The 26,085-nt window shown below is 59.8% G+C and carries 19 protein-coding genes; 17 read left to right on the top strand and 2 right to left on the bottom strand.

What is annotated here, in order from left to right:
* Positions 1-61 precede the first annotated feature (61 nt).
* Both ppk1 and Q8Q08_03385 read right to left on the bottom strand, forming a co-directional pair.
* Positions 62-2,104: a polyphosphate kinase 1 gene (gene ppk1 / locus Q8Q08_03390; GenBank protein MDP2653057.1), complete on the bottom strand. Its 2,043-nt coding sequence runs from the start codon at positions 2,102-2,104 to the stop codon at positions 62-64.
* Positions 2,105-2,114: 10 nt separating this feature from the next.
* Positions 2,115-3,650, bottom strand: a complete 1,536-nt coding sequence (locus Q8Q08_03385) for an HD domain-containing protein (protein MDP2653056.1) — start codon at positions 3,648-3,650, stop codon at positions 2,115-2,117.
* A gap of 329 nt (positions 3,651-3,979) precedes the next feature.
* Here Q8Q08_03385 and Q8Q08_03380 point away from each other — a divergent pair, with 329 nt between their 5' ends.
* From Q8Q08_03380 to Q8Q08_03300, 17 genes are all read left to right on the top strand, one after another.
* On the top strand, positions 3,980-5,881 hold the full coding sequence (locus Q8Q08_03380) for a PAS domain S-box protein (GenBank protein ID MDP2653055.1): 1,902 nt from the start codon (positions 3,980-3,982) through the stop codon (positions 5,879-5,881).
* A 64-nt stretch (positions 5,882-5,945) separates the two neighbouring features.
* The gene (locus Q8Q08_03375) at positions 5,946-8,477 is read left to right on the top strand and encodes a PAS domain S-box protein (protein MDP2653054.1); all 2,532 of its coding nucleotides are present in this window, start codon (positions 5,946-5,948) and stop codon (positions 8,475-8,477) included.
* A gap of 17 nt (positions 8,478-8,494) precedes the next feature.
* Positions 8,495-8,899, top strand: coding sequence for a response regulator (locus tag Q8Q08_03370; GenBank protein ID MDP2653053.1), 405 nt, complete (start codon positions 8,495-8,497; stop codon positions 8,897-8,899).
* A 193-nt stretch (positions 8,900-9,092) separates the two neighbouring features.
* Positions 9,093-10,865 (top strand): phosphoenolpyruvate carboxykinase (GTP), encoded by a 1,773-nt coding sequence (locus Q8Q08_03365; GenBank protein ID MDP2653052.1) that lies wholly within the window; start codon positions 9,093-9,095, stop codon positions 10,863-10,865.
* 237 nt (positions 10,866-11,102) lie between these two features.
* Positions 11,103-12,035, top strand: coding sequence for a response regulator (locus tag Q8Q08_03360; protein MDP2653051.1), 933 nt, complete (start codon positions 11,103-11,105; stop codon positions 12,033-12,035).
* A gap of 25 nt (positions 12,036-12,060) precedes the next feature.
* Positions 12,061-12,810 (top strand): hypothetical protein, encoded by a 750-nt coding sequence (locus tag Q8Q08_03355; protein MDP2653050.1) that lies wholly within the window; start codon positions 12,061-12,063, stop codon positions 12,808-12,810.
* A gap of 209 nt (positions 12,811-13,019) precedes the next feature.
* Complete coding sequence (locus tag Q8Q08_03350; GenBank protein MDP2653049.1) at positions 13,020-14,864, top strand: proton-conducting transporter membrane subunit; 1,845 nt, start codon at positions 13,020-13,022, stop codon at positions 14,862-14,864.
* Between the two features lies 1 nt (position 14,865).
* Entirely contained in the window at positions 14,866-15,786 is a 921-nt protein-coding gene (locus tag Q8Q08_03345) for an NADH-quinone oxidoreductase subunit H (GenBank protein ID MDP2653048.1), read from the top strand.
* A 157-nt stretch (positions 15,787-15,943) separates the two neighbouring features.
* Positions 15,944-16,579 (top strand): hypothetical protein, encoded by a 636-nt coding sequence (locus Q8Q08_03340; protein ID MDP2653047.1) that lies wholly within the window; start codon positions 15,944-15,946, stop codon positions 16,577-16,579.
* 6 nt (positions 16,580-16,585) lie between these two features.
* Entirely contained in the window at positions 16,586-18,052 is a 1,467-nt protein-coding gene (locus tag Q8Q08_03335) for a hydrogenase 4 subunit F (protein ID MDP2653046.1), read from the top strand.
* A complete protein-coding gene (locus Q8Q08_03330) occupies positions 18,053-19,633 on the top strand; it encodes an NADH-quinone oxidoreductase subunit C (GenBank protein MDP2653045.1) in 1,581 nt (526 codons plus the stop codon).
* A 3-nt stretch (positions 19,634-19,636) separates the two neighbouring features.
* Entirely contained in the window at positions 19,637-20,158 is a 522-nt protein-coding gene (nuoB, locus tag Q8Q08_03325) for an NADH-quinone oxidoreductase subunit NuoB (GenBank protein MDP2653044.1), read from the top strand.
* Between the two features lie 114 nt (positions 20,159-20,272).
* Positions 20,273-21,637, top strand: a complete 1,365-nt coding sequence (gene mgtE, locus Q8Q08_03320) for a magnesium transporter (GenBank protein ID MDP2653043.1) — start codon at positions 20,273-20,275, stop codon at positions 21,635-21,637.
* Between the two features lie 28 nt (positions 21,638-21,665).
* On the top strand, positions 21,666-22,970 hold the full coding sequence (locus Q8Q08_03315; protein MDP2653042.1) for an O-acetylhomoserine aminocarboxypropyltransferase/cysteine synthase: 1,305 nt from the start codon (positions 21,666-21,668) through the stop codon (positions 22,968-22,970).
* Between the two features lie 194 nt (positions 22,971-23,164).
* Positions 23,165-24,085 (top strand): magnesium transporter CorA family protein, encoded by a 921-nt coding sequence (locus Q8Q08_03310; protein MDP2653041.1) that lies wholly within the window; start codon positions 23,165-23,167, stop codon positions 24,083-24,085.
* A 47-nt stretch (positions 24,086-24,132) separates the two neighbouring features.
* Positions 24,133-25,512, top strand: a complete 1,380-nt coding sequence (locus Q8Q08_03305; protein ID MDP2653040.1) for an SH3 domain-containing protein — start codon at positions 24,133-24,135, stop codon at positions 25,510-25,512.
* A 15-nt stretch (positions 25,513-25,527) separates the two neighbouring features.
* The gene (locus tag Q8Q08_03300; GenBank protein MDP2653039.1) at positions 25,528-26,004 is read left to right on the top strand and encodes a hypothetical protein; all 477 of its coding nucleotides are present in this window, start codon (positions 25,528-25,530) and stop codon (positions 26,002-26,004) included.
* The last annotated feature ends 81 nt before the right edge of the window (positions 26,005-26,085 follow it).

The following is a 26,085-nucleotide window of genomic DNA, read 5'->3' as shown; positions in this document are numbered from 1 at the left end:
ATTTCATGTCCGCGGTCGCTATTCCCCCCGTTTCAACCTCGTAGGTTGAAGCGGGGGAGGATCAGACTTTTTGCCCGCCGTAATGGTTGATCAGGAATTCCTGGGCGTTGAATTTTTCTTCCGTGTCCGCCGGGCGCACGTAATTTTTGCCGGAGAGGAGGACCCGGGCCTTGACGGTGTCTTTCCAGTATGTGTCCAGAAGGATCTGGAGGTGCTCCTTGATCTCGTCCTTGGATATCTCGAAAAGGATCTCGATGCGGCGGTCGAGGTTGCGGCTCATCCAGTCCGCCGACGCGAGGAAGATGCGCGGGGCGGAATTGTTGTTGAAGAGAAAGATCCGGGAGTGCTCAAGGAAGCGCCCCACGATGCTCTTGACCTCGATGTTCTCGCTCAGGCCCGCGACGCCGGGGATCAGGCAGCAGATCCCGCGCACGATGAGCTTCACCCGGACGCCCGCGGCCGAGGCCTCGTAGAGTTTTTCGATCATGCCCGGGTCCTCCAGCGAATTCATCTTGGCGAAGACCAGGCCGTTCTTGTATTTTTTCTGGTTGTCGATCTCCTTGTTGATGAGCTCGAAGAAATACTGCCGCAGGTCGCTGGGCGAGGACACGATCCTCTTCCACGGCGACGGGATGGAATACCCGGTGATGACGTTGAAGACGTCCGAGATGTCGCGGGCAAAGTCGTCGTTGACGGTGAAATAGCCGATGTCGGTGTAGGCCTTAGCCGTGTTTTCATTGTAATTCCCCGAAGACAGGTGCACGTAACGGCGGATGCGGCCCTCGTGCTTGCGCACGATCAGGGTCATTTTGGAGTGGATCTTGAGCCCCGCGATGCCGTAGATCACGTGGCAGCCGGCCTCTTCCAGTTCCTTCGCCCAGTTGATGTTCTTTTCTTCGTCGAACCTCGCCTTGATCTCGACCAGCACGGTGACCTGTTTTTTGTTCTTGGCCGCGTCTTTCAGCCCCTTGATGATGGCCGAGTCCTCGTTGGTGCGGTACAGCGTCATCTTGATGGCGAGCACGTTCTCGTCCCTGGCCGCGGACTGGATCAGGTCCACCGTCGGGTAAAACGACTGGAAGGGCAGGTGCGTGATGAAGTCGCCGTCGTTGATCTTGTCGAAAATGTTTTCGTAGTCGATTTTGGCGCGGGCAAAGGCGCGGTAGCACAGGTCCGGCCGCTCCGTCTGGCGGACCAGCTCGTAGAAGAAGGTGAGGTCCAGGTTGCCGGGGATGCTGACCACGTCGTCTTTGGGATAGTCCAGGGCCAGGCACAGGGATTCCAGCAGCTGGGCCGAGCAGGCTTTCTCGATCTCCAGCAGGACGATCTTGGCCCGGGTGCGCTTTCTGACCTCGCCTTCGATCGCCTTCAGGAGGTCCGGCGTTCCCTCTTCCTCAACGGACAGCTCGCTGTCGCGGATGAGCCGGAACAGGGTGGTGCCTTCGACGTTGTATCCCCGGAAAAAGTTCTTGATGTTCTGAAGGATGATTTCGTCGATGAAGATGAAGCAGGTCTCATCTTTTTCCGCCGGGACGCGCAGGAGGCGGGGGATGTTCTTCGGGATCGGGATGATGGCCATGTGCAGCTGGTCCTTGCGGCTCAGGCTCACGGCCCAGGCCAGGGTCTTCGAGGGCAGGACCGGGAACGGGCGCCCCTGGTCCACGGCCATGGGGGTGATGATGGGAAAGAGGGTCGTGTCGAAGAAGCGCTTGACGAATTTTTTCTGTTCGGCGTTGAGCTCCTCGTGGTCGCGGATGAAGATGGTGTTCTTCTCCAGGTCTTTGCGGAATTTGTTGTAGATCTCGTAGGCCCGTTTGGTCAGGGCGTCGGTGCGGGTCTTGATTTCGGCGAGCAGGTCCTGGGGGTAATAGCCGAAACTGTCTTTGTCGTTGTACTGCGAGTCGATCAGCCGCTTGAGCCCGGCCACGCGGACCATGGTGAACTCGTCGAGGTTGTTGGCGAAGATGGCGAGGAAGCGGAGCCGCTCCAGGAACGGGTTGGCCCCGGCCGAGGCCTCTTCCAGGACGCGCTCGTTGAAGCTGAGCCAGCTCAGGTCGCGGTGGATGAGGCGGTCTTTGATGTCGGGGAGCTGGTTTTCGTCCATGGGGGTGTCCTCAGTTTTGAAGCCGGACGGCCAGGGTGATGCGGCTGCCGGCGATCTCTTCAAAGAGTTCTTTTTTGTCCTGGAAATAGGATTTTTCCAGGATCAGGTTGTCGGTGCTGTAGGCGATCAGGGTGACATCCTGGCGCCGGTTGAGTTTGACCTCGAGTTTTTTCACTTTTTGCTGGTGCGAGCGGTCCAGGGAATTGGCGATGCGCAGGATCGCGCTCAGCTTCTGGACCAGGATCTGCTGTTCCGACGGCAGGGAGTTGTACAGGATGTGCGTCGGGTCCGGGAATCCCTTGCGGTGGTAGCGGCCGATGCAGGCGATCATCTTGATCTCCTCGTCCGTGAGCCGGAACAGGTTCAGCGAACTGATGATGTATTCCGTGTGCTTGTGGTGCGCCCGGTTGTTGATGAACATCCCGATGTCGTGCAGGTAGGCCGCGAGCAGAAGATAGATCAACCCCTTGTCCTGCAGGCCGAGGACCTCCTTGAGGTTCTCGAACAGGGTCTCCGACAGGACGGCCACGTGCCGGGCGTGCTTCTGGTCCGTGTGGTATTTCCGGCAGAGATAATTGGCCACCGAGATCAGGTGGTCCTTGCGGTTGCTGTCCTGGCCGAGCTCCAGGTTCAGGAACATGTTCGCCAGGATGGCCTCGGACAGCGAGGTCTCCAGGATGTAGATGTATTTGTTGGGGGTGAGCTGGAAGATCGCGTTGACGATCAGGGCGTAGCCGCCGATGGTCTCCGCCGTCTCGAGGGGCACTTTATAAGCCTTGGCGAGCCCGTCCGCGTTCGTTTCGGTCATCTTCGCGAGGAACTCCTCGCACTCCTCCTGCTTGAACGGGAAGAAATCGGATTCCCGTTTCTTGCTGGGCAGGATGTTGGGCAGGAACACCGAATAGTTTTCGTCGATCAGGATCACGTCATCGATCTGCAGGCCCGGGTTGGTCTTCTTGAAATAGGAGATTTCGTTCTGCAGGTATTCCTTGACGGCCTCATGGATCTCTTCCTGGCTGCCGTCCAGCTTGCCCATGAATTCCTTCAGCCGCAGGGTCCCGATGGGGAAGCCCACGTTGAACAGGGTGTAGCCCTTTTCCATGACCGAGATGTCCACGCTGCCGGCGCCCAATTCGGCGATGAGGAGGTTTTTCTCGTGGATCGGGTATTTCTTTTTCAGCTTGTGCGTGAGGAAGGCGTCGATGTAATACACCACGTCCCCGACGTTGAGGACCTCGATCCTGAGCCCGGTCTTGCGCAGGACCGTGTCCAGAAAAACGCTGCGGTTGCGCGCCTCGCGGACCGCGGTGGTGGCGATGACGCGGACGTCCGCGACCTCGTATTCCTTGATGGTCTGCTTGTATTTTTCCAGCAGGCCCGTGGTCTGGTTGATGATCTCCTGGGAGATCCGGCCCTTGAAGAGAGACTGGCGGCCGATGGGGATGACGTTCTTGAGGGTCTCGATCACCCGGATGTCGTCGCCTTCTCTTTCTCCGATGACGAGCTTGATGGAGCTGGACCCGATGTCAATGACGGCGGAACGCATGGAAGTCTCCCGGGGCATATTCCCTATGATATTGATATATCTTAAATTATGATAAAGCTTTATTTAAGCAACTGTGAACTCATTTCGGGGTGTCAAGCGGACAGGAGATGTATTATAGCAAAGTCCTCTGTTTTGGGGAAAAAACCTTTTGGCGGGCAGGAGGGCCCCAAACGGGGAAGATAGTCTTGACAATTTTCATGGGTGAAATAGAATAAACATGATGATCAAGATGCATTTACGATAGAATCGATCATTCTTGGGCAGCCCCTCCTGGGGGTTGCCCTTTTTTGTCCCCCGGGGCGACCCGGGGCTAACCTGCGAGGTCAACGGTGATCCCCTATTCCAACGGCCTGCAAACGGTCGCGGATTTAAAATTCGGCGATCATATCTGCCAGATTTTCAGCACGGAAGAGGAGTTCTTCGCCGTGCTCGAGGTCTTTTTGTTGCAGGGGCTTCGTAATAAGGAAAAGGTCGTTTATTCCCTGGACGCGTATCCGCCTGAAAAAATCTACGGGCTTTTGCAAAAGGCCGGAGTGGACGTGGACGGCTGCCGGGCTTCGGGGCAGTTGCATATCCTGAATGCGCAGGAGCTCTACCAAAAGGATGGGAAGTTCGACCCGGAGGCCATCGTCGCGTCCCTGAAAGCGCTGGTCCGGCTGTCCCAGGAGCAGGGCTTCAAGGGGCTGAGGGTCGCCGGGGAAGCCGGCCTGATCCTGAAAGGCGGCCCCGGCAGCGAGAAGCTCATTGAATATGAGGTCAAGGTCCAGGAGCTTTTTCACCACAACCGGATCGTGGCCCTCTGCCAGTATGACCGCAACCGGTTTCCCGCCTCGGTCATAGCCAAGATCCTCACGACCCACCCGGTCATCATCATCGGCGCAAAGGTTTATGAGAACTTTTTTTACGTCCCCGCGGACAGTGCCGAGCACCTGGACAACGACGAGGTCGTGGTCCACCACTGGCTGAAGTCCCTGGAGGTCCACGCGAAACTGACCGAAAACCTCCGGGACATCGCCAAGTTCCCGACCCAGAGCCCCAATCCCACCATGCGGATCGGCGCCGACGGCACGGTCCTGTTCGCGAACCAGTCCTGCCAGCCGCTTCTTAAGGAATGGATCCTGAACGCGGGGGGCCAATTGCCCGATCCCTGGCGGCACTACGTGAAGGACGGGCTGGCCAGCGGGAAGACGACGAAGGGCGTCGAGTTCGTGGGGGGAGGGCAACAGTATTCGTTCACGATCGTGCCCGTGCCGGAGTTCAATTACGTCAATTTTTTCGGGACGGACGTCACCGAGCTGAAGGCGGTCGAGGAGAGATTGCGCCAGTTCCAGCGCCAGCAAAAAGCCATCCTCGACAATATTCCGGACATGGCGTGGCTGAAAGACGCGGAGAGCCGTTTTATCATGGTCAACGAGGCGATCGCCCGGGCCAGCGGCGCCCCGGCGGAGAAGATGGCGGGCAAGACGGACCTGGATTTTTACCCGCAGGACCTCGCCGAACATTACCGGGCGGACGACCGGGAGGTCATCGCCTCGGGCAAGAGCAAATTTGTCGAGGAGCTTTTTGAGGAAGCGGGCGGCAAGCGCAAATGGATCGAGACCATCAAGACGCCGATTTTCGACGACAGCGGCCGGGTCGTGGGCACGGCCGGCATCGCCCGCGACGTCACGGAGCGCAAACGCATCGAGGATGAACTGCGCAAGCTGTCCCAGGCCATCGAGCAGAGCCCGTCGTCGATCATGATCACCGATGTCCAAGGGAAGCTTGAATATGTCAACCCCCGGTTCTGCCAGGTCACGGGGTATTCCTCCTCGGAGGTCCTGGGAAAGAACCCGCGTTTTTTGAAATCGGGCGAGACCTCGCCGGGACATTACCGCCAGATGTGGATGGCGCTCACCTCCGGGCAAGAGTGGCGGGGGGTCTTTCACAATAAGAGAAAAAACGGGGAGCTCTTCTGGGAATCCGCGGCCCTCTCGCCGATCCGTGACGAGAAGGGGAGGATCACCCATTTTCTGGGGATCAAAGAGGACATCTCGGAGCGCAAGCGGATGGAGGACGAATTGCAGGCCAGCTTTGAGGACCTGCGGCGTTTCAAGGAATTGACGATCGACCGCGAGAACAAGATGATCGAACTGAAGAGGGAGATCAACCAGCTTTACGCCCAATTGGGCAAGCCCAGCCTGTATAATTTGTCCGACCTGGACGAGGTCAATCCGACGCTCAACCCGTGACGCGCCGCCGGACGGCCTGCCCCCGGTTTCGGAAAATCCCCCAACCACGATTTGAGAACTTTCGATGACGATACAAAAAAGACTGGTCCTGCTGCTGTTCGCGATCGCGCTGACTTACATCCTGATGATGGCCATTCAGATCCGGATGAGGAACACGGTTGTTTTGAATCTCATCCGGAGCGAGATCGAGGGGAAACAAACGGCTTTTGAGAAGATTTTTAGCCTGCGGGGCGAATCCCTGGCCACCCTGGCGTATGATTACACGATCTGGGATGAGATGGTGGCTTACGTTTCTTCGGGGGATGAGGCTTGGGCCAAAGCGAACATCGATGAGGGGCTGACCACGTATTCGGCTGACGCGGCCTGGGTTTTCCGGCTTGACCGTTCGATGGTGTATGCGGCTGGCCGGATGAAAGAGGCGTTCCCCGGGTTGACGGAGCAGGCCGCGGCGCAGCTGTTTGAGAAAACCCCCTTCTGCCATTTCTTTTTTCCGACGGAACAGGGCGTGTTGGAGATCAGGGGATCGACCATCAATTCCACCTATGATATCGAGCGAAAAACGCCGGCGGGTTATTTCTTTGTGGGGCGATTATGGGACCTGGATGCCCTGGATGCATTCTCCCGGCTGATCGGCGGGAGGCTTTCCTTTATCCCCGCGGACGGCCCTTCCCGGGAGGCCCATTACGGGCTGGAGGATGGTCAAAGCGTCATTCAGTTTACGAAGAGTCTCCGCGGCATGGGGGGCGATATTGTGAGCGGACTGCAAGTCCACGTCTATCTGCCGATCCTGGATTATTTGAACAAGGCCTTTTTGGAGAGGGTCGCTGTCCAGTCGGTGATTTTGGTGTTCAGCATCATCGTCGTGCTCGGGCTGATGCAGCGGTGGGTCAACAGGCCCTTGCGGGCCATTTCAAGGTCGTTGCAACTGGATGACCTTGCCCCCATCGCGGCCCAACAGGAAGAAAAGGGAGAGTTCGGCGATATCTCCCGCCTGATCGCCAAATTTATGGACCAGCGCCGGCAGCTGTTATTATCCGAGGAGCGGTTCCGCCAGATCGCGGCCAGCTCTGGGGACTGGGTCTGGGAAACGGACGCGGACGGTTATTACACGTATGCCAACGAAGAAGTGTTCCAGATCATGGGCTACCGGGCGGAGGAGGTCGTGGGCCGGCATTTCAGCGATTTTTTTGTCCCCCAGGAAAAAGAGACCCTGAAAAAGGCGACGAGGAACATTTACCGGCGGAAGGAATCGATCCGGGGGTTCCTCAACAGGAATGTGCGCAAGGACGGCCGCGTTCAGGTCCATGAATCCTCGGGAAGCCCCATCCTGGACGCTGACGGGAACCTTTTGGGTTACCGCGGGGTTGACCGCGATATCACGGACCGGTTCCGGAAAGAGACCCGGGTCCTCGAGTATTCCTCCCAGCTGACCTCCATCATCAATTCCGTTGTCGACGGGATCACCCTCAGCGAACCCGGAGGGAAGTTCTTTATCTATAATAAAAAGATGGCGGACATCACGGGCTACGCGCCCGGGGAGATCGCGACGGCGGCGCAGTTGATCGAGCGGTTGTATCCGGACCCGGTCCGGCGCAAACAGGAGACGGAAAAGATTCTGGAGCAGGCCCGGCTGGCCGTGCCCGAGCCGTTTGAGACGGTTTTCCGCGCCAAGAGCGGCGAAGAGAGGACCGTTCAGGTCATCGCCAAGGAGATCCAGTCGGAAGGCAGGAAAATGATCCTGGGCATTTATCACGACGTCACGCGCCAGCGCCGGTCGGAGGACGAATTGATGAAGGCGAACCGGGACCTGGTCCGCAACGAGAGGGCCCTGAAAAATCTCCTGTACGATATGAAGACGACGTACGACAAATTGAAAAACACCCAGGAACAGCTTCTGCAGTCGGAAAAGATGGCCTCTGTCGGCCAGCTGGCCTCCGGGGTGGCCCACGAGATCAAGAACCCCCTGGCCATCATCCTGCTGAGCGCCGAGGCCATGGCGGCGAAACCGGGCTTGAACGAGAAAGAACAGAATCACCTGCGGATGATCAAAAACGCCGCCGAGCGCGCCAACAAGGTCATCATCGAACTGCTCAATTTTTCCAGATACTCCAAGGTCGACCAGGTCCCCGTGGACCTCCACCAGACGATCGCCCGCGCCGCCGACCTGGTTTCCAACAAGATGAGGTTCGGCGACGTGGCGATCAAGACCGAATTATATCCGGGCCAGCCCGTCGTCATCGGTGACCATATCCTGCTGGAACAGATTTTCTTCAACCTGTTCTCCAACGCGATCGACGCGATCGGCGAAAAAGGAACGATCACCGTGAAGACATATGAGCCCGCCCCCAAAATTGCGGGAGACCCGCGCCGTGTCGTGGTCGAGGTGTCTGACACGGGCAGCGGGATGCCGGAGGAGGTCCTGGCCCGGGCCTTCGAGCCGTTTTTCACGACCAAAGAACAGGGCCAGGGGACCGGGCTCGGGTTGAGCACGGTCTACATGATCGTCGAGAAGCATGACGGCAAGATCTCGGCGGCCAGCAAGGTCGGGGAAGGCACGACCTTCACGCTGACGCTGCCCCTCAAAGATCTCGCCTGACAAGGAGAACGCGGTCCATGGCCTCACCCCTGAAAGCCGTAGTCATCGATGACGACCGGGACCTGGCGTCTCTGGTCTCGGAACTCCTGCGCGACACGGGGCGTTTCAGCGTCTCCGTCGCCCACGACGGGCGGGCAGGCTGTGAGCTCTGCGTTTCCGAAAAGCCCGATGTGGTGCTCCTGGATTACGTGATGCCGGTGATGAAAGGCGATGAGGTGATCCGGGAATTGCGCGGCCATCCGGCCACCCGCGGGGTCCCCGTCATTTTGATGAGCGGCCTGCACGAGGCCGGCGTCCTGCGGGACAAGATCCCCGAAGGCCGCGAGCCCGGCGGCGCGGGCCGGGTGTCGTTCATGGCCAAACCGTTCAACAAACAGTCTCTCCTGTCGGCCATCAACGATGTCCTGAACGTCCATCCGTGAGAGGCCGGCGGCCCTATCCCCCGGCCGCTTAGGAAAAACGTTGACCGAACCGGCTTTTCCCCTATAATAAACTGGATTTTGAAAAATGTTTTCCGGACCGCATGCTCGCGAAATGGATCCCCTCTGGATGTCCCGCGGCTTGCTGCGGGGCGTATCGTAGATTTTATGGTTGACTATCTGAAGGAGAGTTCCCATGGCCACACCGCTCGAACAATGGGTTGACGAACAGGCCCGGCTCACCAAGCCGGATAAAATTCACTGGTGCGACGGGTCCGATGCCGACGCGCGGCGCCTGATCGAGATCGGGATCAAAGAAGAAAAGATCAACGGCGCCCCCGTGTTTTCCGCCCTTGATCACGGGAAATGGCCCAACGCCTATTACCACCGCAGCCACCCGACGGACGTCGCCCGCACCGAGCATCTCACGTTTGTCTGCCACCCCGCCAAGGAACAGGCCGGCCCCAACAATAACTGGATGGACCCGAAAGACGCCAAGGACAAGGTGCGCCCGCTTTTTGACGGGTGCATGAAGGGGCGGACCATGTACGTGCTTCCCTATATGATGGGCCATCCGGACTCCCCCTACGCCAAGGCCTGCGTGCAGGTCACGGACATTACCTACGTGGCCGTCAGCATGGGGATCATGACCCGCCTGAGCAGGAAGATCGTCGAGAAGATCGGCAACAGCGACAATTTTTTGAAGGGCCTGCATTCGATCGGGGACCTGGACCCGAACAAGCGTTTCATTATGCATTTTCCGCAGGAGAACCTCGTCTGGAGCATCGGCTCCGGGTACGGCGGCAACGCGCTCTTGGGCAAGAAATGTTTTTCTCTGCGCATCGCGTCCTGCCAGGGGTTCCGCGAGGGATGGCTGGCCGAGCACATGGTCATCATGGGGATTGAGGACCCTCAGGGCAGCGTGACCTATGTCGCCGCCGCGTTCCCGTCGGCCTGCGGCAAGACCAACCTTGCCATGATGCAGTCCGCCCTGCCGGGTTACAAGATCTGGACCCTGGGCGACGACATTGCCTGGCTGAGCGCCGGTCCCGACGGACGGTTGTGGGCGATCAACCCGGAAGCCGGATTTTTCGGCGTGGCGCCGGGGACGTCCCTGAAGACCAATCCCAACATGATCCAGACCCTCAAGAACGATAAATTTTATCCGACGCTTTACACCAACACGGCGCTTAATGCCGACGCCAACGAACCCTGGTGGGAGGGGCTGGACGGGGAGAGGCCGGCCAACCTCATCGACTGGCAGGGGAAAAAGTTCGATCCGGCCGACGGAAAGAACAAGGCCGCGCATCCCAACTCGCGTTTCACGGCGTCGATCTACAATTGCCCCGTGCTTTCCCGGGAGTATGACAATCCCCAGGGTGTCCCGATTTCCGCCATCATCTTCGGCGGGCGCCGGGCGCACCTGGTCCCGCTCGTCGCCGAGGCCGAGAACTGGCAGGAGGGGGTTTTCATGGGCGCCAGGATCGGGTCCGAGACGACCGCCGCGGCCATCGGCCAGGTCGGCGTGGTCCGCCGGGACCCCATGGCGATGCTGCCGTTCTGCGGCTACAACATGGGCGATTATTTCGGCCACTGGCTCGACGTCGGCAAAAAACTCAAGCACCCTCCGAAGATCTTTTCGGTGAACTGGTTCCGCGTGGACGAGAACGGCAAGTTCGCCTGGCCGGGATTCGGGGAGAACATCCGCGTGCTCAAGTGGGTCCTGGACAGGGTCAACGCCCGCGTGGGCGCCCGCGAAACGCCGATCGGCCTTCTCCCGCATCTGAAGGACCTGAATCTGGACGGCTTGTCAATGTCCCCCGCGCAGGTCGAAAAGCTTTTTGAGATCAACATGGAAGACTGGGCCGGCGAGATCCAGGGGGTGAAGGCCTTCCTCGACCCGTTCGGCGGACATGTCCCCGAAGGCATCCGGCAGGAATTGGACCGGATGGCGGCCCGGGTCCGGTAATCCCGCTTCGCGGGATTTTCGCTCTGGGCGGAGAGCATAAGTTGAGCCATCAAGCCGCAGAGCTTCAGGAAAACCACGGTGCGGCGTTGACTTCCTTCCCGGGGCGTATTAGAATCAACACAGGTTGGTTCGACCCGAGGCCGGAGAAAGACCATGCTGGGATTGGAAAAAATGATGTGATCCATGAACCCCGCGTGTCGCGAGACGCGCGGGGTTCGTTTTTGAAAGGCGTAACCGGTGGCTAAGAAAAAATTGCTGGTCCTGGAGGATGAAGACGACCTGAGGGATCTCCTCGTTGAGAATCTGCGGGCGGCCGGATACGAGGTGGCCTCCGCGCGCGACGGGGAGGAGGGCCTGGATCTGGCCCGCCGTTCCATCCCCGACCTGATCATCACGGACGTGGTGATGCCGCGCAAGAACGGGAACCAGTTCATCCAGGAGTTCCGAAAATCCGTCCGCGGCTCGGACAGGGTCCCGGTGATCGTATTGACCGCCCGGGCCAGGATGCGGGATTATTTTGAAGCCATCAAGGTCTATGATTTTGTCGACAAGCCTTTCAAGATCGGCGAGCTTTTGGGGACGATCGAACGCGCCCTGGGCATCCCGCCGGACGGACTGCCGCCTTCGTCGAAAGCGGCGCGCCGCCCCTGGAAGCCCGAAGACGGGCTTTCGGACAAGGCCGAAATGATGTTCGACGAGCAGGCGACCCGGCAACGGAACATACAGATGGGTGATAAGGACGCGTCGGCCGGATACTCCGGCATCGGGTCGGCCCCGGCCCGAAGTTCCCTGGCCAAGCCCGTGCCGGTGAGGAAACGGATCGTGATCATCGAGAACGAAACGGACGTTTGCCACGAGCTCGACGTCCTTTTTTCGGTCCGGGGCTACGCCACTCACCCGGTCTATCATGTGGAAGAGTTCGTGCAGGAAGCCGTGCGGGCCAAGCCGGACCTGATCATCCTCAAGAACGCCTTTTTGAAGGTCAACGCCGAGGAAATGGCCGGGCGGATGCGGAGTGTCCAGGCGCTCCGGGACGTGCCGATCATCATCTACGGGCAGATCGGCGAATGGATCGAGCACGAGCTGAACGCGGGCATCAAAAAAAAGGTCTTTGTCCTTAACCCCGAAGGCCGGGCCCTCCTGACGAAGATCGACGAACTGCTCGCCTGAGGGTTCTGGGGCGGCGGGAGACGCGGTGATAGAGATACTGAAAATCGTTCCCCTGGCGGCGTTTTGGGCCGCTGTCCTGGCGTTCGTCCCGGTCACGTATTATCTCCTTGTCAAGAACCCTCCGCTCCTGGAAGCCGAATACCGGAGACAGCAGAAGATCTTTATTATCGGTGAGGACGCCGATCTCAGGCGCAAGAGACGGTCCCGGCTGAAGATGGTCGGGCTCATCTACGCGGTGTGTTTGTCGGCCCTTCTCGCCGCGGCCGTGGCCAATTTTCTCCGGTCGGGCGCGGCCGACATCCAGCCGTTCGACATCCTTTCGACGTTCTCCGCGGCCGTTTTCGGGTTTTCCCTCGTGACCTATCTGCCCGTGGCGCTGTATCTTCTCTGGAGGGACCCCTGGCGCAACAGGAGAGAGGGGATCTCCCTCGGGGCTGTTTACTGGGGATACGGCGGCTTGATCCTGGTTTTTTCCGTCCGCTTCATCTATATCTGGGCCAGGCACAGGGAAATTTTTCTGGGGATGTCCGACGTCCTGTCCTCCTTGTCCATGGTCCTCATCGGGGCCGCGGCCGTGGCTTACATTCCCATCCTGACGTACATTTTGCTGTCGGTCTCCCCGTCCGCCCGGAGCAGGCCGCTCCGCACATCCACGGTATTTGTGATCTACAGTATGGGGGCCATCCTCTTCGCCGTTATTTTTTCCTTCCAGTGGCTGAAGAACCGCGCCTACGAACAGGAGCGGATCCCGCTCGGGCGGTATTTCCGGCTTTGATGCCTTGGCGCTTTTTTGTGAAAGAATTTGATTTTTAGGCCCGGAGGTATATACTGAAAATCACAAGCTTGAGTCTTGAGGTATTGGGGCACTTGTGATGATGATCCAGTGCATTGAAAGCCACGCCGGTAAATCCGTGGCTTTTGTCTTTTTTCGGACCTGCTGTTTAACCCCGCCCGATATCCCCTCAGCCTTACAGAAGAGATGAGATGATGGATTACTTTGTCTCCAATTATTTTTCCCTGGTCCTCGACCCGCTGTCGCTGTTGTTTTTGGCCTGCATCGGCGTCGTGGCCCTGCCTGCTCTGTTATATTCCGTCGGCTACCTGCGGGGACAGTTCTCCCTCGGGCGGACGGTCCTGCTGCACATCCTGACCGCGCTGTTTTTGGCCTCCATGGCCCTGGTGGTCACCGCCGGCAACATCCTGCTGTTCCTGTTTGCCTGGGAATGCATGTCGCTGATCTCTTATTTCCTGGTGGTCTTTGAGCACGAGCATCAGAAATCGGTGAAGGCCGGCCTGATTTACGCCGTGATGACGCATGTCGGCACGGCGTTCCTGCTTGTCGCTTTTTTACTGCTTCACCGGTACGCGGGGTCTTTTGAATTCGAGGCCGTCAAGGCGGCCTGCGGCCATATGCCGGCGTATCTGCGGCACACGGTGTTCATCCTTTTGCTCATCGGGTTCGGGACCAAGGCCGGGATCGTCCCGGTCCATGTCTGGCTGCCGTACGCGCATCCGCAGGCGCCGTCGCACATCTCGAGCCTGATGTCGGGGGTCATGATCAAGACGGCGGTCTACGGCCTGATCCGTTTTGTCGTCGGCATCCTCGGTGTGTATGACGCGTGGTGGGGGATCGTGATCCTTTCCTTCGCGGCGGCTTCCGCGCTGATCGGCATTGTCTACGCGCTCATGGAGCACGACATCAAGCGGCTTTTGGCGTATTCGAGCGTCGAGAACATCGGCATCGTGCTCATGGGCGTGGGCGCGGCCGTGTTGTGCCTGGGGTTGAACAACAGAGACCTGGCCGTTCTGGCCCTGGCCGCCGGGTTGTATCACGCGGTCAATCACGGGATCTTCAAATCGCTGTTGTTCTTGTGCGCGGGCAGCATCGTCAAGGGGACCAAGACCCGCGACATGGAAAAACTCGGCGGGCTGATCCACAAGATGCCCCAGACCGCGGCGTGTTTTCTGGTCGGCGCCATGGCGATCTCGGCCATTCCGCCGTTGAACGGGTTTGTGAGCGAATGGCTGACTTTGCAGACGTTTTTCCTGGGCGCGAGGGTCCTGCCCGGAGCGGAGATCAAATTTTTTCTCGGCGCGTGCGCCTGCGCGCTGGCTCTGACCGGCGGCCTGGCGGCGAGCTGTTTTGTGAAGGCCTTCGGGATCACGTTCCTGGCCCAGCCGAGGAGCAATTACGCGGTGAACGCCTGCGAATCGCCCCTGACCATGCGGCTGGCGATGATCTTCCTGGCGGCCCTGTGCGTGGCGTTCGGGATTTTTTCCGCTCCGGTCCTGAACATCATGGCCGGGGTCGCGGGGCATGCGCTGGGAACCCCTGTCCCCGTTTCTTCATTCGCCTTGAACGCTTTTGTCATTCAGCCCGCCGAGACCCGGGACGTTTATGTGTCGGCGCCCCTGCTGGCGGTCCTTCTGGCGTTTTTTGCCGCCGGAGCGGCCGGGCTTTACGCGCTGGGGGGGCGGCGCCGGGAAACGCTTTTCAAGACCTGGGATTGCGGGTATTACGCCCTGGACGCCCGCAACCAGTACACGGCCACGGCCTTCTCCAAGCCGTTCCGTATCGCGTTCAGTTTTTTGCTTTTGCCTTACCGCAGGACCCAGAAGATCCGCGAGTCGTTCTATCACGTGAAGTCCTTTGTGTATGAAACGCGGACAACGTGGATTTTTCTGCGGTATTTTTACAAGCCGGTGCTGGCCCTGGGGCTGAGGTCGGCCAGGATCATGCGGCGGATGCAGACCGGCAGCATCCATCTGTACCTGGGGTATGTTTTTCTGACCGTCATGATTTTGCTGGTGATGAGGAACGCCTTTTAACATGGATATCGCGATCGTCATATGTCAGGTGGTGCTTTTGGCGGCTTTCGCCCCGCTGGTCAGCGGCGTCATTGCCAAGGTGAAGAACGACCTCCGGATGAGGCGGGGGCCGGGCGTGTTTCAGCCGTATCACAACCTCGCGAAATTTTTTTCCAAACAGGAAGTGGTCTCGGAGCACGCCTCCTGGATCTTCCGCCGGGCGCCGTTGATCGTGCTGGCGTCCTCCGGGACGGCCCTGGCCCTGATGCCGATGGTCGTTCAAAACGCGTCCGGCACCTGGGCGGGCGATCTTTTGGCGATGTTGTTTGTCCTGGCTCTCGGCCGGTTCTTCCTGGCCCTGGCCGGGCTGGACACCGGAAGCGCCTTCGGCGGCATGGGCTCGTCGCGGGAGATGTTCATCGCGGGCGTGGCCGAGCCTGTGGCGTGCCTGGCGATCTTCAGCCTCTTCATGCAGTTCGGCACCACCAGCCCGGCGCAGATGGGCAGCCTCAACGTCCTGCATTTTTCGACGCTGTTCAGCGTGATGGCCATCTTTATGGTGACCCTGGCGGAAACGACGCGCATCCCGATTGACAACCAGGAAACGCACCTGGAGTTGACCATGGTGCACGAGGCCATGGTCCTGGAATATTCGGGCCGCTCGCTGGCCCTGGTGGAACTGGCCGCGCATGTCAAGCAGATGGTGTGGTTCCTGCTGATCGGACATTTGATCTACCCGACGCTGGCCGCGGCCGGCAGCGGGGCATCCGCGATCGCTCTGGCGGCGCTCCTGACCATGGCCAAGGTTTTCGCCCTGGGGATCATTGTGGCGGTCCTGGAGATCTCGGTGGCCAAGATGCGGCTGTTCCGGGTCACGGATTTCTTCGCGTTCGGTTTTGTTCTGGCGGTTCTGGCTTTGATCTGTGCCGTATTGGGAGTTTAATGAGCGCTTGGTTTACGGAGCCGCAGGCGACGTAAACCAATTGCGCGAATTAATCCCGGCCGCCTTGCCCCGCGTCAGCGAATGGGGCAGCCGGGATATTCTCTGATTAGCGTCAGCAAATCATGCGGGGCCATAAGTTTCTAATTGAGGTTCCATTATGGAAATCATCGTTCTCTTCGCGTTTTTGATCATGAACTATCTGATGCTGATCGCCAAGCGGATGACGGCCCTGATCCGGACATTCCGGCTCCAGTCGCTGTTTTTGGGGATCGGGACGCTGTTGAGCGCCCCGCGCGAAGGCCATCCGGATCTGTACGCCGTGGCCCTGCTCATCGTGGGGCTCAAGGTGATCCTCATCCCCAGATTTCTGTTCAATATCGTCCAGCGGGTCAAGGTCAACGACAACCTGGGGATGTTCGTCAATCCACAGCTGTCCATCGTGTTCGGCCTGGTCTTCACGTACGCCGCCTGGATTTTTTCGCTGTCCATTGTGCCGCTGCAGGAGCCCTTGCAGACCGTCAGCCTGACGGCGGCGTTCACGGGAACGCTGTGCGGCGCGTTTTTGATGATGTTCCGCATGAAGGCCCTGACGCAGGTCATCGGCCTTCTGGTGATGGAGAACGGGATCTTTCTGCTGGCGGCCTCGATCACGGGCGGCATGCCGTTCTTCGTCGAGATCGCCATCTTTTTCGACGTGTTTGTCAGCGTGATCATCCTGAACGTTTTCATGCAGAGGATCAACAGGATGTTCACGCACATCGACGTTCACAAGCTGACGCATCTGAGAGGATAAGGGGTCATGAGTCTTTTGGTTTTTGTTCTGGGAATCCCCGCGGGCCTGGCCGCCGTTTCGTTTCTTGTCCGGCGGATTAAGGTCCTCGCGGTCTGCGGCGTGGTCGGCCACGGATTCGTGCTGGCCCTGACCGCCGTGCTTTTGCAGGTGGTCAACTGGCAGGGGAAGATGGTCCTGCTGGGCGGGGCCGTGCATGTGGACGCCCTGAGCGCGTTTTTCCTGTTCACGATCGCCTTTGTGAATTTCGCCTCCTCGCTGTATTCCGTCGGCTATGTGGCGATGGACGTGGATGATGAGAAGATCTCCGAGAATAAAGCCAGGATGTACTACCTGCTGTTCAACGTGTTCTCCCTGACCATGTATCTGGTCACGGTGGTCAACAACCTCGGCATGCTGTGGGTCTGCATCGAGATGACCACCCTGGTCTCGGCCTTTCTGGTGGGTTTTTACCGGACCAAGGAATCGGTGGAGGCGGCCTGGAAATACATCATCATCTGTTCCGCCGGGATCATCCTGGCCCTGCTGGGAACGATCCTGTTTGCGTACGCCATGTCGGTCGCGGGGGGGATCAAGAGCCTGAACTGGACGGATCTCGCGGCCACCGCGAGGCATTTCGACAAGAACATCGTGCGGATCGCGTTCATCTTCATCCTGGTCGGATACGGGACCAAGGCGGGGCTGGCGCCCATGCACACCTGGCTTCCCGACGCCCACAGCCAGGCGATCGCGCCGATCAGCGCGCTGTTGTCCGGCGTCCTGCTCAAGACGGCCCTTTACGCCATTTTGCGGTACATCATGATCGTGAACACCGCGCTGGGGTCGGCCGACTTCACGTCGCATCTGCTGATCATTTTCGGGCTGGCGTCGCTGGCCGTGGCCAGCGTTTTCATCGTCGTCCAGAAAGACCTCAAGCGGCTTTTGGCCTATTCGAGCATCGAGCACATCGGGATCATCACGCTGGGCTTCGGGCTCGGCGGTCCCGTCGGGATCACGGGAGCGCTCCTGCACATCTTCAACCATGCCGTGAGTAAGTCCCTGATGTTTTTCGGGGCTGGGGCCATCGTCCGCCATTACCGCCGGCACGACATGAACAGCATCCACGGCGTCATCCAGGCCATGCCGTTCACGGGGATGGTGTTTCTCCTGGGCGCGTTTGTCCTGACGGGGTTCCCGCCGTTTTCCATGTTCATGAGTGAACTTCTGGTCGCGCTGGCCGGGTTCGGCCGGGGCGCTTACGGTGTTGTCATCCTGTTCTTGTTTTTTCTGGCTGTGATCTTCGGCGGGATCCTGTACCATTTGAGCGGGATGCTGTTCGGCCACAGGCCCAAGGGCGTGGACGCGGCCCGGGAACCGGCCAGCATCAAATGGGCCATGGCGTTTTTGCTCTTTCCGGCGTGCGTGCTCGGCCTTGTGGTGCCGCCGCCTTTGCAGGAGGGGATCAAGGCCGTCATCAAACTGGTCCAGGGGGGATAGATGGATTTCCAAGAATTGATATCCGATCTGCGGGCCCGGCACAATGTTGTCCCGGTGCGGGCGGAGGAGACCTCCGCCGACGAGGTCTATCTGCATGTCCGGCCGGAAGACTTTCACGATGCCTGCCTGGGGCTTCATAAAATTCTTCAGCAGCCGGTCTGGATGCTTTCGGCGGCCGATGAGCGCCGCAGGCAGGGCGGGTTCCAGGTCCTGGCCGTTTTTCCGGCGCCCAAACTGAAAAAATGGGTCTTTGTGGCCATGGCGCTGGAGGCCGGGCGGCCCCGTTATCCGTCGGTGGCCAAGGACATGTTTTCCGCGCACCTGTTCGAGCGGTCCCTGCACGAGATGTTCGGCATCGTGCCCGAAGGCAACCCCGATCTGCGCCGGCTCAATCTTCACGACGAGGTGTGGCCGGAGGGGTCTTGTCCCCTGCGCAAGGATTTTGTCCCGCCGGCGGCTTTCGACGGAACGGGGAAAAAATATCCGTTCATCAAAGGGGAGGGCGAGGGGATTTTTGAGGTGCCGGTCGGCCCGGTGCACGCCGGCATCATCGGCCCGGGCCATTTCCGTTTCACCGCGGCCGGCGAGCCGATCATCAACCTGGAGCTCCGCCTGGGGTTCACCCACCGCGGCGCGGAAAAACATTTCGAGGGGAAAGACGCCGGCGGGGCCGCGGCCCTGGCGGAATGCGTCGCCGGCGACGCGGCCTTCGCCCACGGCCTGGCGTTCTGCCATGCCGTTGAGAAGATCAACGGCGTCCCTGTCCCGGTCCGCGCGCAGCTTCTGCGGGCGGTTTTTCTGGAACTGGAGCGGCTGTATAATCACGCGTCGGACATCGGGGGGATGGCCGTGGACGTCGGGTTCAGTTTTCCCTCGGCCCTGGCGTCCCTCATCAAGGAAAAAATCCTGCGTTTGAACCAGCGGCTGACCGGGCACCGGTATTTGAAAGGCGTCAACGCGGTCGGCGGGCTGCTGAGGGATATCACGCCGGAGCAGGCGCTGGAGATCAGGGAGGCCCTGGCGGACGCCGAAAAAGATTTCCGTGACCTGCGCGCGATGCTGTTCGCCAGCGTGTCCTTCATGGACCGGGTGGACAGCACCGGGGTCTTGAAGAAAAGGACGGCGCGGGACCTGGGGGTGAAGGGGCTGGCCGGCCGCGCGTCGGGGATCCCGCAGGATCTGCGCAAAGATTTTCCCGGAGTGTACGAGTCCCTGGGGTTCCGGATCTGCCTCGAGGAGCCGGGCGACGTCCTGGCGCGCCTCCGGGTGCGGTTGTCGGAATTCGAGGAGTCGGCGCGGCTGATCCGGGCGGCGTTGGCCCAACTGCCCGCCGGAGACGTGAGGGCCGGGTCCGGCCGGTCGAAACCGGGGTTTGCCCTGGGCTGCGCCGAGAGCTGGAGGGGGCCCGTCCTGTACTGGGTCCGGATTTCCGAAGACGGCGCGGTGGACCGCTGCCATATTGTCGACCCTTCGGTGCAGAACTGGCAGGGGCTGGCCTATTGCGTGTTAGGGGACATCATTCCGGATTTTCCGCTGTGCAACAAGAGTTTTGACCTTTCTTACGCGGGGAACGACCTTTAAGCCATGTATCACATCCTGAAAACAAGATGCCTCAAAGGCATTGTCACGGATCCCGGCGTCGCCGCCGGCCTGCGCTCCGCTGAAACAGAGGCGGCCGGCCGCGAGCTGCAGGAGATCATCCGGAAAAAATTCGGCCGCTCGCTGCACATCCGCGAGGTGGACACCGGGTCCTGCGGCGGATGCGAGTCGGAGATCATAGCGACGACCAATCCCATCTATGACATCCAGCGGTTCGGCATCAGTTTCGTGGCCTCGCCACGCCACGCCGACTGCCTTCTGGTGACGGGCCCCGTGTCCAGGAACATGGTCACGGCCCTGCGGCGCACGTATGACGCCATGCCCGGGCCGAAATTCGTGATCTCTGTCGGTGACTGCGCGCTTGACGGCGGCCCTTTTAAAGGGGCGTATGGCGTCGCGAACGGAGTCCCCGGCGTCCTGCCGGTGGTCCTGCACATCCCGGGATGCCCGCCCGATCCCGCCACGATCATCAGAGCCCTGCTCTCTTTCCTGAAGGCCCGGGGCTGAATCCCGTCCTGAATTTTTGCAGAATAATATTTTTCTTTGCCTCCTCCCGGGCTATAATTGTCCTTGTCTCCTGCATAGCTGCCACTGGAAACGTCAACCCGCGGAAACAGGACCATGAAATCCGGAAAGCCCCTGGAATACTGGCTGGAACTCAAGTCGCTGATCAGACAGGAAGACGCGGACGATCTCCATTCTTTTCTCAAAGGCATCTCTCCCGTGGAAACGGCCCGGGCGGTCTCGAAGCTGGATGAAATGTCCCGGCAGAAACTTCTTGAGCTCTTGAACCCCCCGGACGCCGCGGATCTCCTCCAGGACCTTCCCGAGGAACAGGCGGCCGACATGATCGGGAAGATGGAGCCGGAAGACGCCGCCGCCATCATGGACCAGATCTCTGGTTCCGAGCAGGCCGACATCCTGGCGGACGTGGGGGATTCCACCGCCGAGGCGATCCTCGAGGCCATGCCGACGGAAGACGCCGCCGTCACCCGCCAGCTGATGACCTATCCGGCGGACACGGCCGGCGGGCTGATGAACACGGAATTTCTGTCCTACCCGGAAGAATACACGGTTCGTCAGGTCATTGAGGATCTGCAAAATAACAGCCGGCGGTACACGGATTATCATGTCCAGTATGCTTACGTCACGGCCCAATCCGGCGTCCTTCTGGGCGTTCTGCGGATCCGCGACCTTCCCTTGAACCCTCCGGAAACGCCTGTCAAGTCCATCATGAACGTGAAGCCCGTCCATGTGAAAGCGGACAGTTCCCTGTCGGAGCTCTTGCAGATTTTCGAGGAATACAGTTTCCTGGGCATTCCGGTCGTGGGGGAGGGAGGGGTCCTGGCGGGGGTCATCCGCCGGGACGATGTCATGGCCGCGGCCGGGGACCGGGACAAAAATTCTTTTTTGAAAATGAGCGGGATCATCGGCGGGGAGGAACTGCGTTCGATGCCGTTGCGCCTCCGTTCCGGCCGCCGTCTGTCCTGGCTGGTCATCAATATTTTTTTGAACCTTGTCTCCGCCAGCGTCATCGCGTTTTATCAGGAAACCCTGGCCGCGGTGATCGCGCTGGCGGTTTTTCTCCCGATCATCTCGGACATGAGCGGCAGTTCCGGGAGCCAGGCCTTGGCGGTGAGTATCCGGGAACTGACGCTGGGCCTGGTCCGTCCGTTTGAGATCGCCCAGGTGGTTTTGAAGGAGATCGGCATCGGTCTTGTCAACGGCGTGATCCTCGGGGGGCTCCTGGGCCTTGTGGCTTTGTTCTGGAAAGGGAATTTTTATCTCGGCATCGTTGTCGGGGGCGCGCTGGCCATCAACACGGTCGTCGCGGTCTGCGTGGGCGGGGCCCTGCCGCTGATCTTAAAGATGTTCCGGATGGACCCCGCGCTGGCCTCGGGGCTGATCCTGACGACCATCACCGATATGTGCGGGTTTTTCTTCGCGCTCTATTTCGCGACGGCGATGCTGCCGCTGTTATCATAGTCAACCGTATATAAGGAAAGAGGCCGAGATGTCCCAAATCGATTCCAAACTCAAGATTGAATCCCTTCTTCTGCACGGCGGACAGGAGCCGGACCCGGCGACCGGGTCGCGGGCCGTCCCTATTTATCAGACCACGTCCTATAATTTCAAATCCAGCGACCACGCGGCCAATCTGTTCGCCCTGAAGGAATTCGGCAATGTCTACACGCGGCTGATGAACCCCACGACCGACGTGTTTGAAAAACGCATGGCCCTGCTCGAGGGCGGGGTGGGGGCCCTGGCGGTGGCCAGCGGCCAGTCCGCGACCATGATCGCGCTGATGAACATCACCCAGTGCGGGGACGAGATCGTGTCCATGAACAACCTTTACGGCGGGACGTATTCCCTGTTGCGCAACGTTTTTCCCCGGATGGGCATCAAGGTCGCGTTCGTGGATTCGGAAGATCTCAAGGCCCTGGAAAAGGCCATCACGCCGAAGACCAAGGCGGTGTTCGCCGAGATGGTCGGGAACCCGAAGCTGAACGTGCTGGACATCGAAAAGGTCGCGGCCATCGCGCACAAAAACGGGGTCCCTCTGGTGGTGGACAACACGGCGACGCCCTATCTGGTCCGGCCGTTCGACTGGGGCGTGGACATCGCCGTGTATTCCGCGACCAAGTTCATCGGCGGGCACGGGACCTCCATCGGGGGCGTCATCGTGGACTCCGGAAAATTCGACTGGACCAGCGGCAAGTTCCCCCTGATCGCCGCGGACGATCCGGCCTATCACGGGATGAACTTCGTCGAGCATTTCAAGGGCCTGGGCAACATCGCGTATATCATCAAGTGCCGGGTCTCGCTGCTGCGGCCCATGGGCCCGGCGATGTCGCCGTTCAACGCGTTCATGTTCCTGCTGGGGCTGGAGACGCTCCATCTGCGCATGCCCCGGCACTGCGCCAACGCCCTGGAGGTCGCGAAGTTTTTAAAAAAGAGCGAGGGCGTGACCTGGGTGAATTACCCCGGCCTGCCGGACAGCCCGTACAAGGCCCTGGCCGGCAAATATCTGCCCCAAGGCGCCGGCGCCATCATCGGTTTCGGGATCAAGGGCGGCGCGAAAGCGGGAAAGAAATTCATCGAATCGCTGGAGCTCGTCTCCCACCTCGCCAACATCGGCGACGCCAAGACCCTGGCGATCCATCCGGCGACCACGACGCATTCCCAGTTGTCCGAGGAAGACCAGCTTTCCACCGGCGTGACGCAGGATTTCGTCCGGTTGTCGGTGGGGATCGAGCACGCGGACGACATCATCGCGGACGTCGCCCAGGCCCTGAAAAAAGCCGGGGCCCAGGCCTGAGATCGCTCTTGGGGGCTTTCCCTGCTAACCGCAATCTCATGCCCGGGATTTTATTGAGGCCTGCTCCGCTTGCGTCGCCCGGAAGAGCAAATCGCGGAGTTTGCGCTTGTTCCCGCGGAATGCCGGGTGTACAATGACTGCTTGCGAAACAGAAAACCGCCCCGTCGAACCGGCGGCCGCGGGCCAAGGACCCTATGCTGAAACGTTACCATATCATTGACGGAAAACTTGTTGAGAACGGCGCGGACAACTGCCAGGTCAGCGTGTACATCACGCCGGACGACGCGGAGAGGGCCTTTCTCATCAACCAGATGCAGATCGACGAGCACACCCTCAATTCCTCCCTGGACCCGGACGAGCTCTCCCGACTGGAATTCGAGGCCAACCACATCGCCCTCATCATCAAGCGCCCCAAACGGTACAGTTCCGCCGACAATTTCCTTTTGAAGATCTCCTCGGTCGGCGTGTTCCTGTTCGCCGACAAGATGGTAATCGTCATGCCGGAGGAGGCCGTGATCTTTGACGGCCGGCCGTTCCAGCGCCTGCGCTCCCTGCAGGACGTCCTGCTCAAGGTCGTGTTCCGCTGCATCCAGCATTTCGAGGACCACCTCAAGGTCATCCAGAAGATCTCCGACGAGCTGGAAAGCGAGATCAACAAGGCCCTCACCAACAAGGACCTTGTGTACATGTTCAACCTCGAGAAAAGTCTCGTGTATTACCTCAAGGCCATCAACTCCAACAGCCGGGTGATCGAGAAGCTCAAGGCCAACGCGGCCAAGATCGGTTTCACGACCGAGGAGAGCGAGTTCATCGAGGACGTTATCATCGAGAACGGCCAGTGTTACGAGGCCGCGAACACCTACTCCCAGGTCCTTTCCAACATGATGGACGCGTGGGTGTCGGTGGTGAGCAACAATCTCAACATCCGCATCAAGATGCTGACGATCCTTTCGTTTTGCGTGATGGTGCCGACCCTGATCGTGAGCATCTTTTCCATGAACGTCAAGATGCCCATGCCGCAGGACGGGTCCCTGTGGCCGTTCTGGTCGATCATGGGGCTGGTCACGGTCGCGATCATCCTGATCGGCCTGCTGTGGCGTCGTTACCACTGGTAAATTTTCCCGAAAATATGCGCCGTTGTTCTTCACGAGGATCCCCTGTAATGTCCCGACCGGCTGCCGCGCGGATGGCGTTCCTCTCCGGCGTCCTCTCGGCCTCCCTGGCCCTGAGCTCCTGCGCCGGCAAGGCGGCTTCGCCCTATCTCCCAGCCCCGACCGAACTTCCTTCCACGACCCGGCAGATGAAAACCCCGGGATTCTGGATCAGCCGCCACCCGTTCCCCGAACGCGTGATCATGAACGACGAGGAGATCTCGCATTTCAACCGCCACGTCCGCGAGGACCTGCGCCTGACGCGGGACGTCTCCCTGTTCCCGGACACGGTGACGGCCGCCGAGGTCGTCCAGGACGTGGAGAGAACGCTGGAGGAGTTCCGGGCGAGGGGCCTTTACCGCAGGGACGGGGTCAGGGCGGGCACGAAATTTTTTGAGGAGTTGCGGGGAAGGATGGTCGGTCGTCTGCCGCCGCAGATTCCGGTCCGCTTCGGTTTTGTCTCCCGTTTTGCCGACCACCGGCTTTTGCCCACCCCGGAAGGCCTTTATGAAAAATCCGACGACATCGATTTTGACGAATTGCAGAACAGCGGGCTGGACGTGGGAACGCCCGTGGCCATCCTGCTGGAGAGCGCCGACGGCCGGTGGTTCTACGTCGAGACGTCCCTGACGTCGGGCTGGGTGGAAAAGTCCCTGGTCGCGCTGTGTTCCCGCGACCAGTTGCGCCGGTACAGCAAGGCCGAAGAATTTGTTGTCGTCATCCACGCCAAGGCCGATATTTTTTTGAATCCCCAGATGGCCGATTATTATGAATACACCCGCATGGGGCGGAGGTATCCCGTCAAGAAAATTTCGGACGACAAGGTGGAGATCGAGGTCCCGTGGCGCCGGGAGGACGGGTCCGTGGAATTCCGGAGCGGTTACATCCCGGCCTCCGATGTCCATCAGGGATTTCTGACGTACACGTCCCGGAACATCCTCGTCCAGGCCTTTGAACTGCTGAACGAGCCTTACGGGTGGGGAGGGATGTACGGGGAGCAGGACTGCTCGCGGTTTTTGCAGATGGTTTTTGCTACCGTCGGCGTGACCTTGCCGCGTAATTCCAAAGACCAGGCCCGCACGGGCAGTCTGGCGGCCAAGTTCGACGAAACAGCGGCCGACGCCGAGAAACTGGCCGTCCTGTCCCGCGACGCGGCCGGGGGCATCACGCTTTTGCCGATGAAAGGCCACATCATGCTGTATCTGGGCATGGTGGACGGCCGGCCTTACGCGATCCATTCCGTCTGGGCCTACCGGGAGTCGAAGGGCGCCGGGGACATTGTCCGCGTCATCAACCGCGTGGCTGTGACCGACCTGTTTCTCGGCGAGGGATCGAAAAAAGGGTCTTTGCTCAGGCGGTTGAACGCGGTGACGGTGGTGGACACGAAATAACAGGGAGAGGTTTTGATGCGAAAATATATCTGGGCGGCGTTTCCGTCCGTTTGGGCGTTTGTCCTGATGTCGGCGGCGGTGTTGAGCGTGGCCGCCGCGCCCGTGGATGAGATGACGGCGAAGGCCAGGGTGTTCTGGGACAGATACGTTGCCATGGAAAGAAGCTTTGACCCCGCGATCGCGGATATGTACGCGGACGACGCCGTCATCAAAAATTACCGCCGTTACCCCAACGGCCAGGTGCGCGAGATGATCCTGGGCGCCCCCGAATATAAGGACATGATCCGCGGCACGATGGGGCTGGCGAAACTGCGGGGCGACGCCAGCCGGTATTCGAACTTTTCGTACAAGGCCGAAGGGGAGCGCGTCCGGATCGTCTGCAGCCGTTTTTCGGAATTGAAAAAGTATGACAGCTCCTACGAGCTCCTTGTCGGCCCGGGACCCGACGGGACATGGCTGATCTTCGAGGAAATTTCCGAGTCCCGGCCGTAGGCACGGGCACATGTACGCAAGTATGCATGTTGAAGCAAATGTTGTCCGTCCGTGCGGGGTATGCCGTGCTCAAACAGCGAT

The sequence above is a fragment of the Candidatus Omnitrophota bacterium genome, from assembly GCA_030688425.1.
GTDB lineage: Bacteria > Omnitrophota > Gorgyraeia > Zapsychrales > JANLHA01 > JAUYIB01.
The sequence above is the reverse complement of the archived record's forward strand: the minus strand, read 5'-3'. Positions and strand labels throughout refer to the sequence as shown.

Coding starts and splice junctions, on each gene's coding strand:
- Q8Q08_03305 (MDP2653040.1), top strand. CDS start 24,133: ATGTCCCGACCGGCTGCCGCGCGGATGGCGTTCCTCTCCGGCGTCCTC.
- Q8Q08_03315 (MDP2653042.1), top strand. CDS start 21,666: ATGTCCCAAATCGATTCCAAACTCAAGATTGAATCCCTTCTTCTGCAC.
- Q8Q08_03340 (MDP2653047.1), top strand. CDS start 15,944: ATGGAAATCATCGTTCTCTTCGCGTTTTTGATCATGAACTATCTGATG.
- Q8Q08_03370 (MDP2653053.1), top strand. CDS start 8,495: ATGGCCTCACCCCTGAAAGCCGTAGTCATCGATGACGACCGGGACCTG.
- nuoB (MDP2653044.1), top strand. CDS start 19,637: ATGTATCACATCCTGAAAACAAGATGCCTCAAAGGCATTGTCACGGAT.
- mgtE (MDP2653043.1), top strand. CDS start 20,273: ATGAAATCCGGAAAGCCCCTGGAATACTGGCTGGAACTCAAGTCGCTG.
- Q8Q08_03345 (MDP2653048.1), top strand. CDS start 14,866: ATGGATATCGCGATCGTCATATGTCAGGTGGTGCTTTTGGCGGCTTTC.
- Q8Q08_03310 (MDP2653041.1), top strand. CDS start 23,165: ATGCTGAAACGTTACCATATCATTGACGGAAAACTTGTTGAGAACGGC.
- Q8Q08_03330 (MDP2653045.1), top strand. CDS start 18,053: ATGGATTTCCAAGAATTGATATCCGATCTGCGGGCCCGGCACAATGTT.
- Q8Q08_03375 (MDP2653054.1), top strand. CDS start 5,946: ATGACGATACAAAAAAGACTGGTCCTGCTGCTGTTCGCGATCGCGCTG.
- Q8Q08_03335 (MDP2653046.1), top strand. CDS start 16,586: ATGAGTCTTTTGGTTTTTGTTCTGGGAATCCCCGCGGGCCTGGCCGCC.
- Q8Q08_03350 (MDP2653049.1), top strand. CDS start 13,020: ATGATGGATTACTTTGTCTCCAATTATTTTTCCCTGGTCCTCGACCCG.
- Q8Q08_03385 (MDP2653056.1), bottom strand. CDS start 3,650: ATGCGTTCCGCCGTCATTGACATCGGGTCCAGCTCCATCAAGCTCGTC.
- Q8Q08_03300 (MDP2653039.1), top strand. CDS start 25,528: ATGCGAAAATATATCTGGGCGGCGTTTCCGTCCGTTTGGGCGTTTGTC.
- ppk1 (MDP2653057.1), bottom strand. CDS start 2,104: ATGGACGAAAACCAGCTCCCCGACATCAAAGACCGCCTCATCCACCGC.
- Q8Q08_03365 (MDP2653052.1), top strand. CDS start 9,093: ATGGCCACACCGCTCGAACAATGGGTTGACGAACAGGCCCGGCTCACC.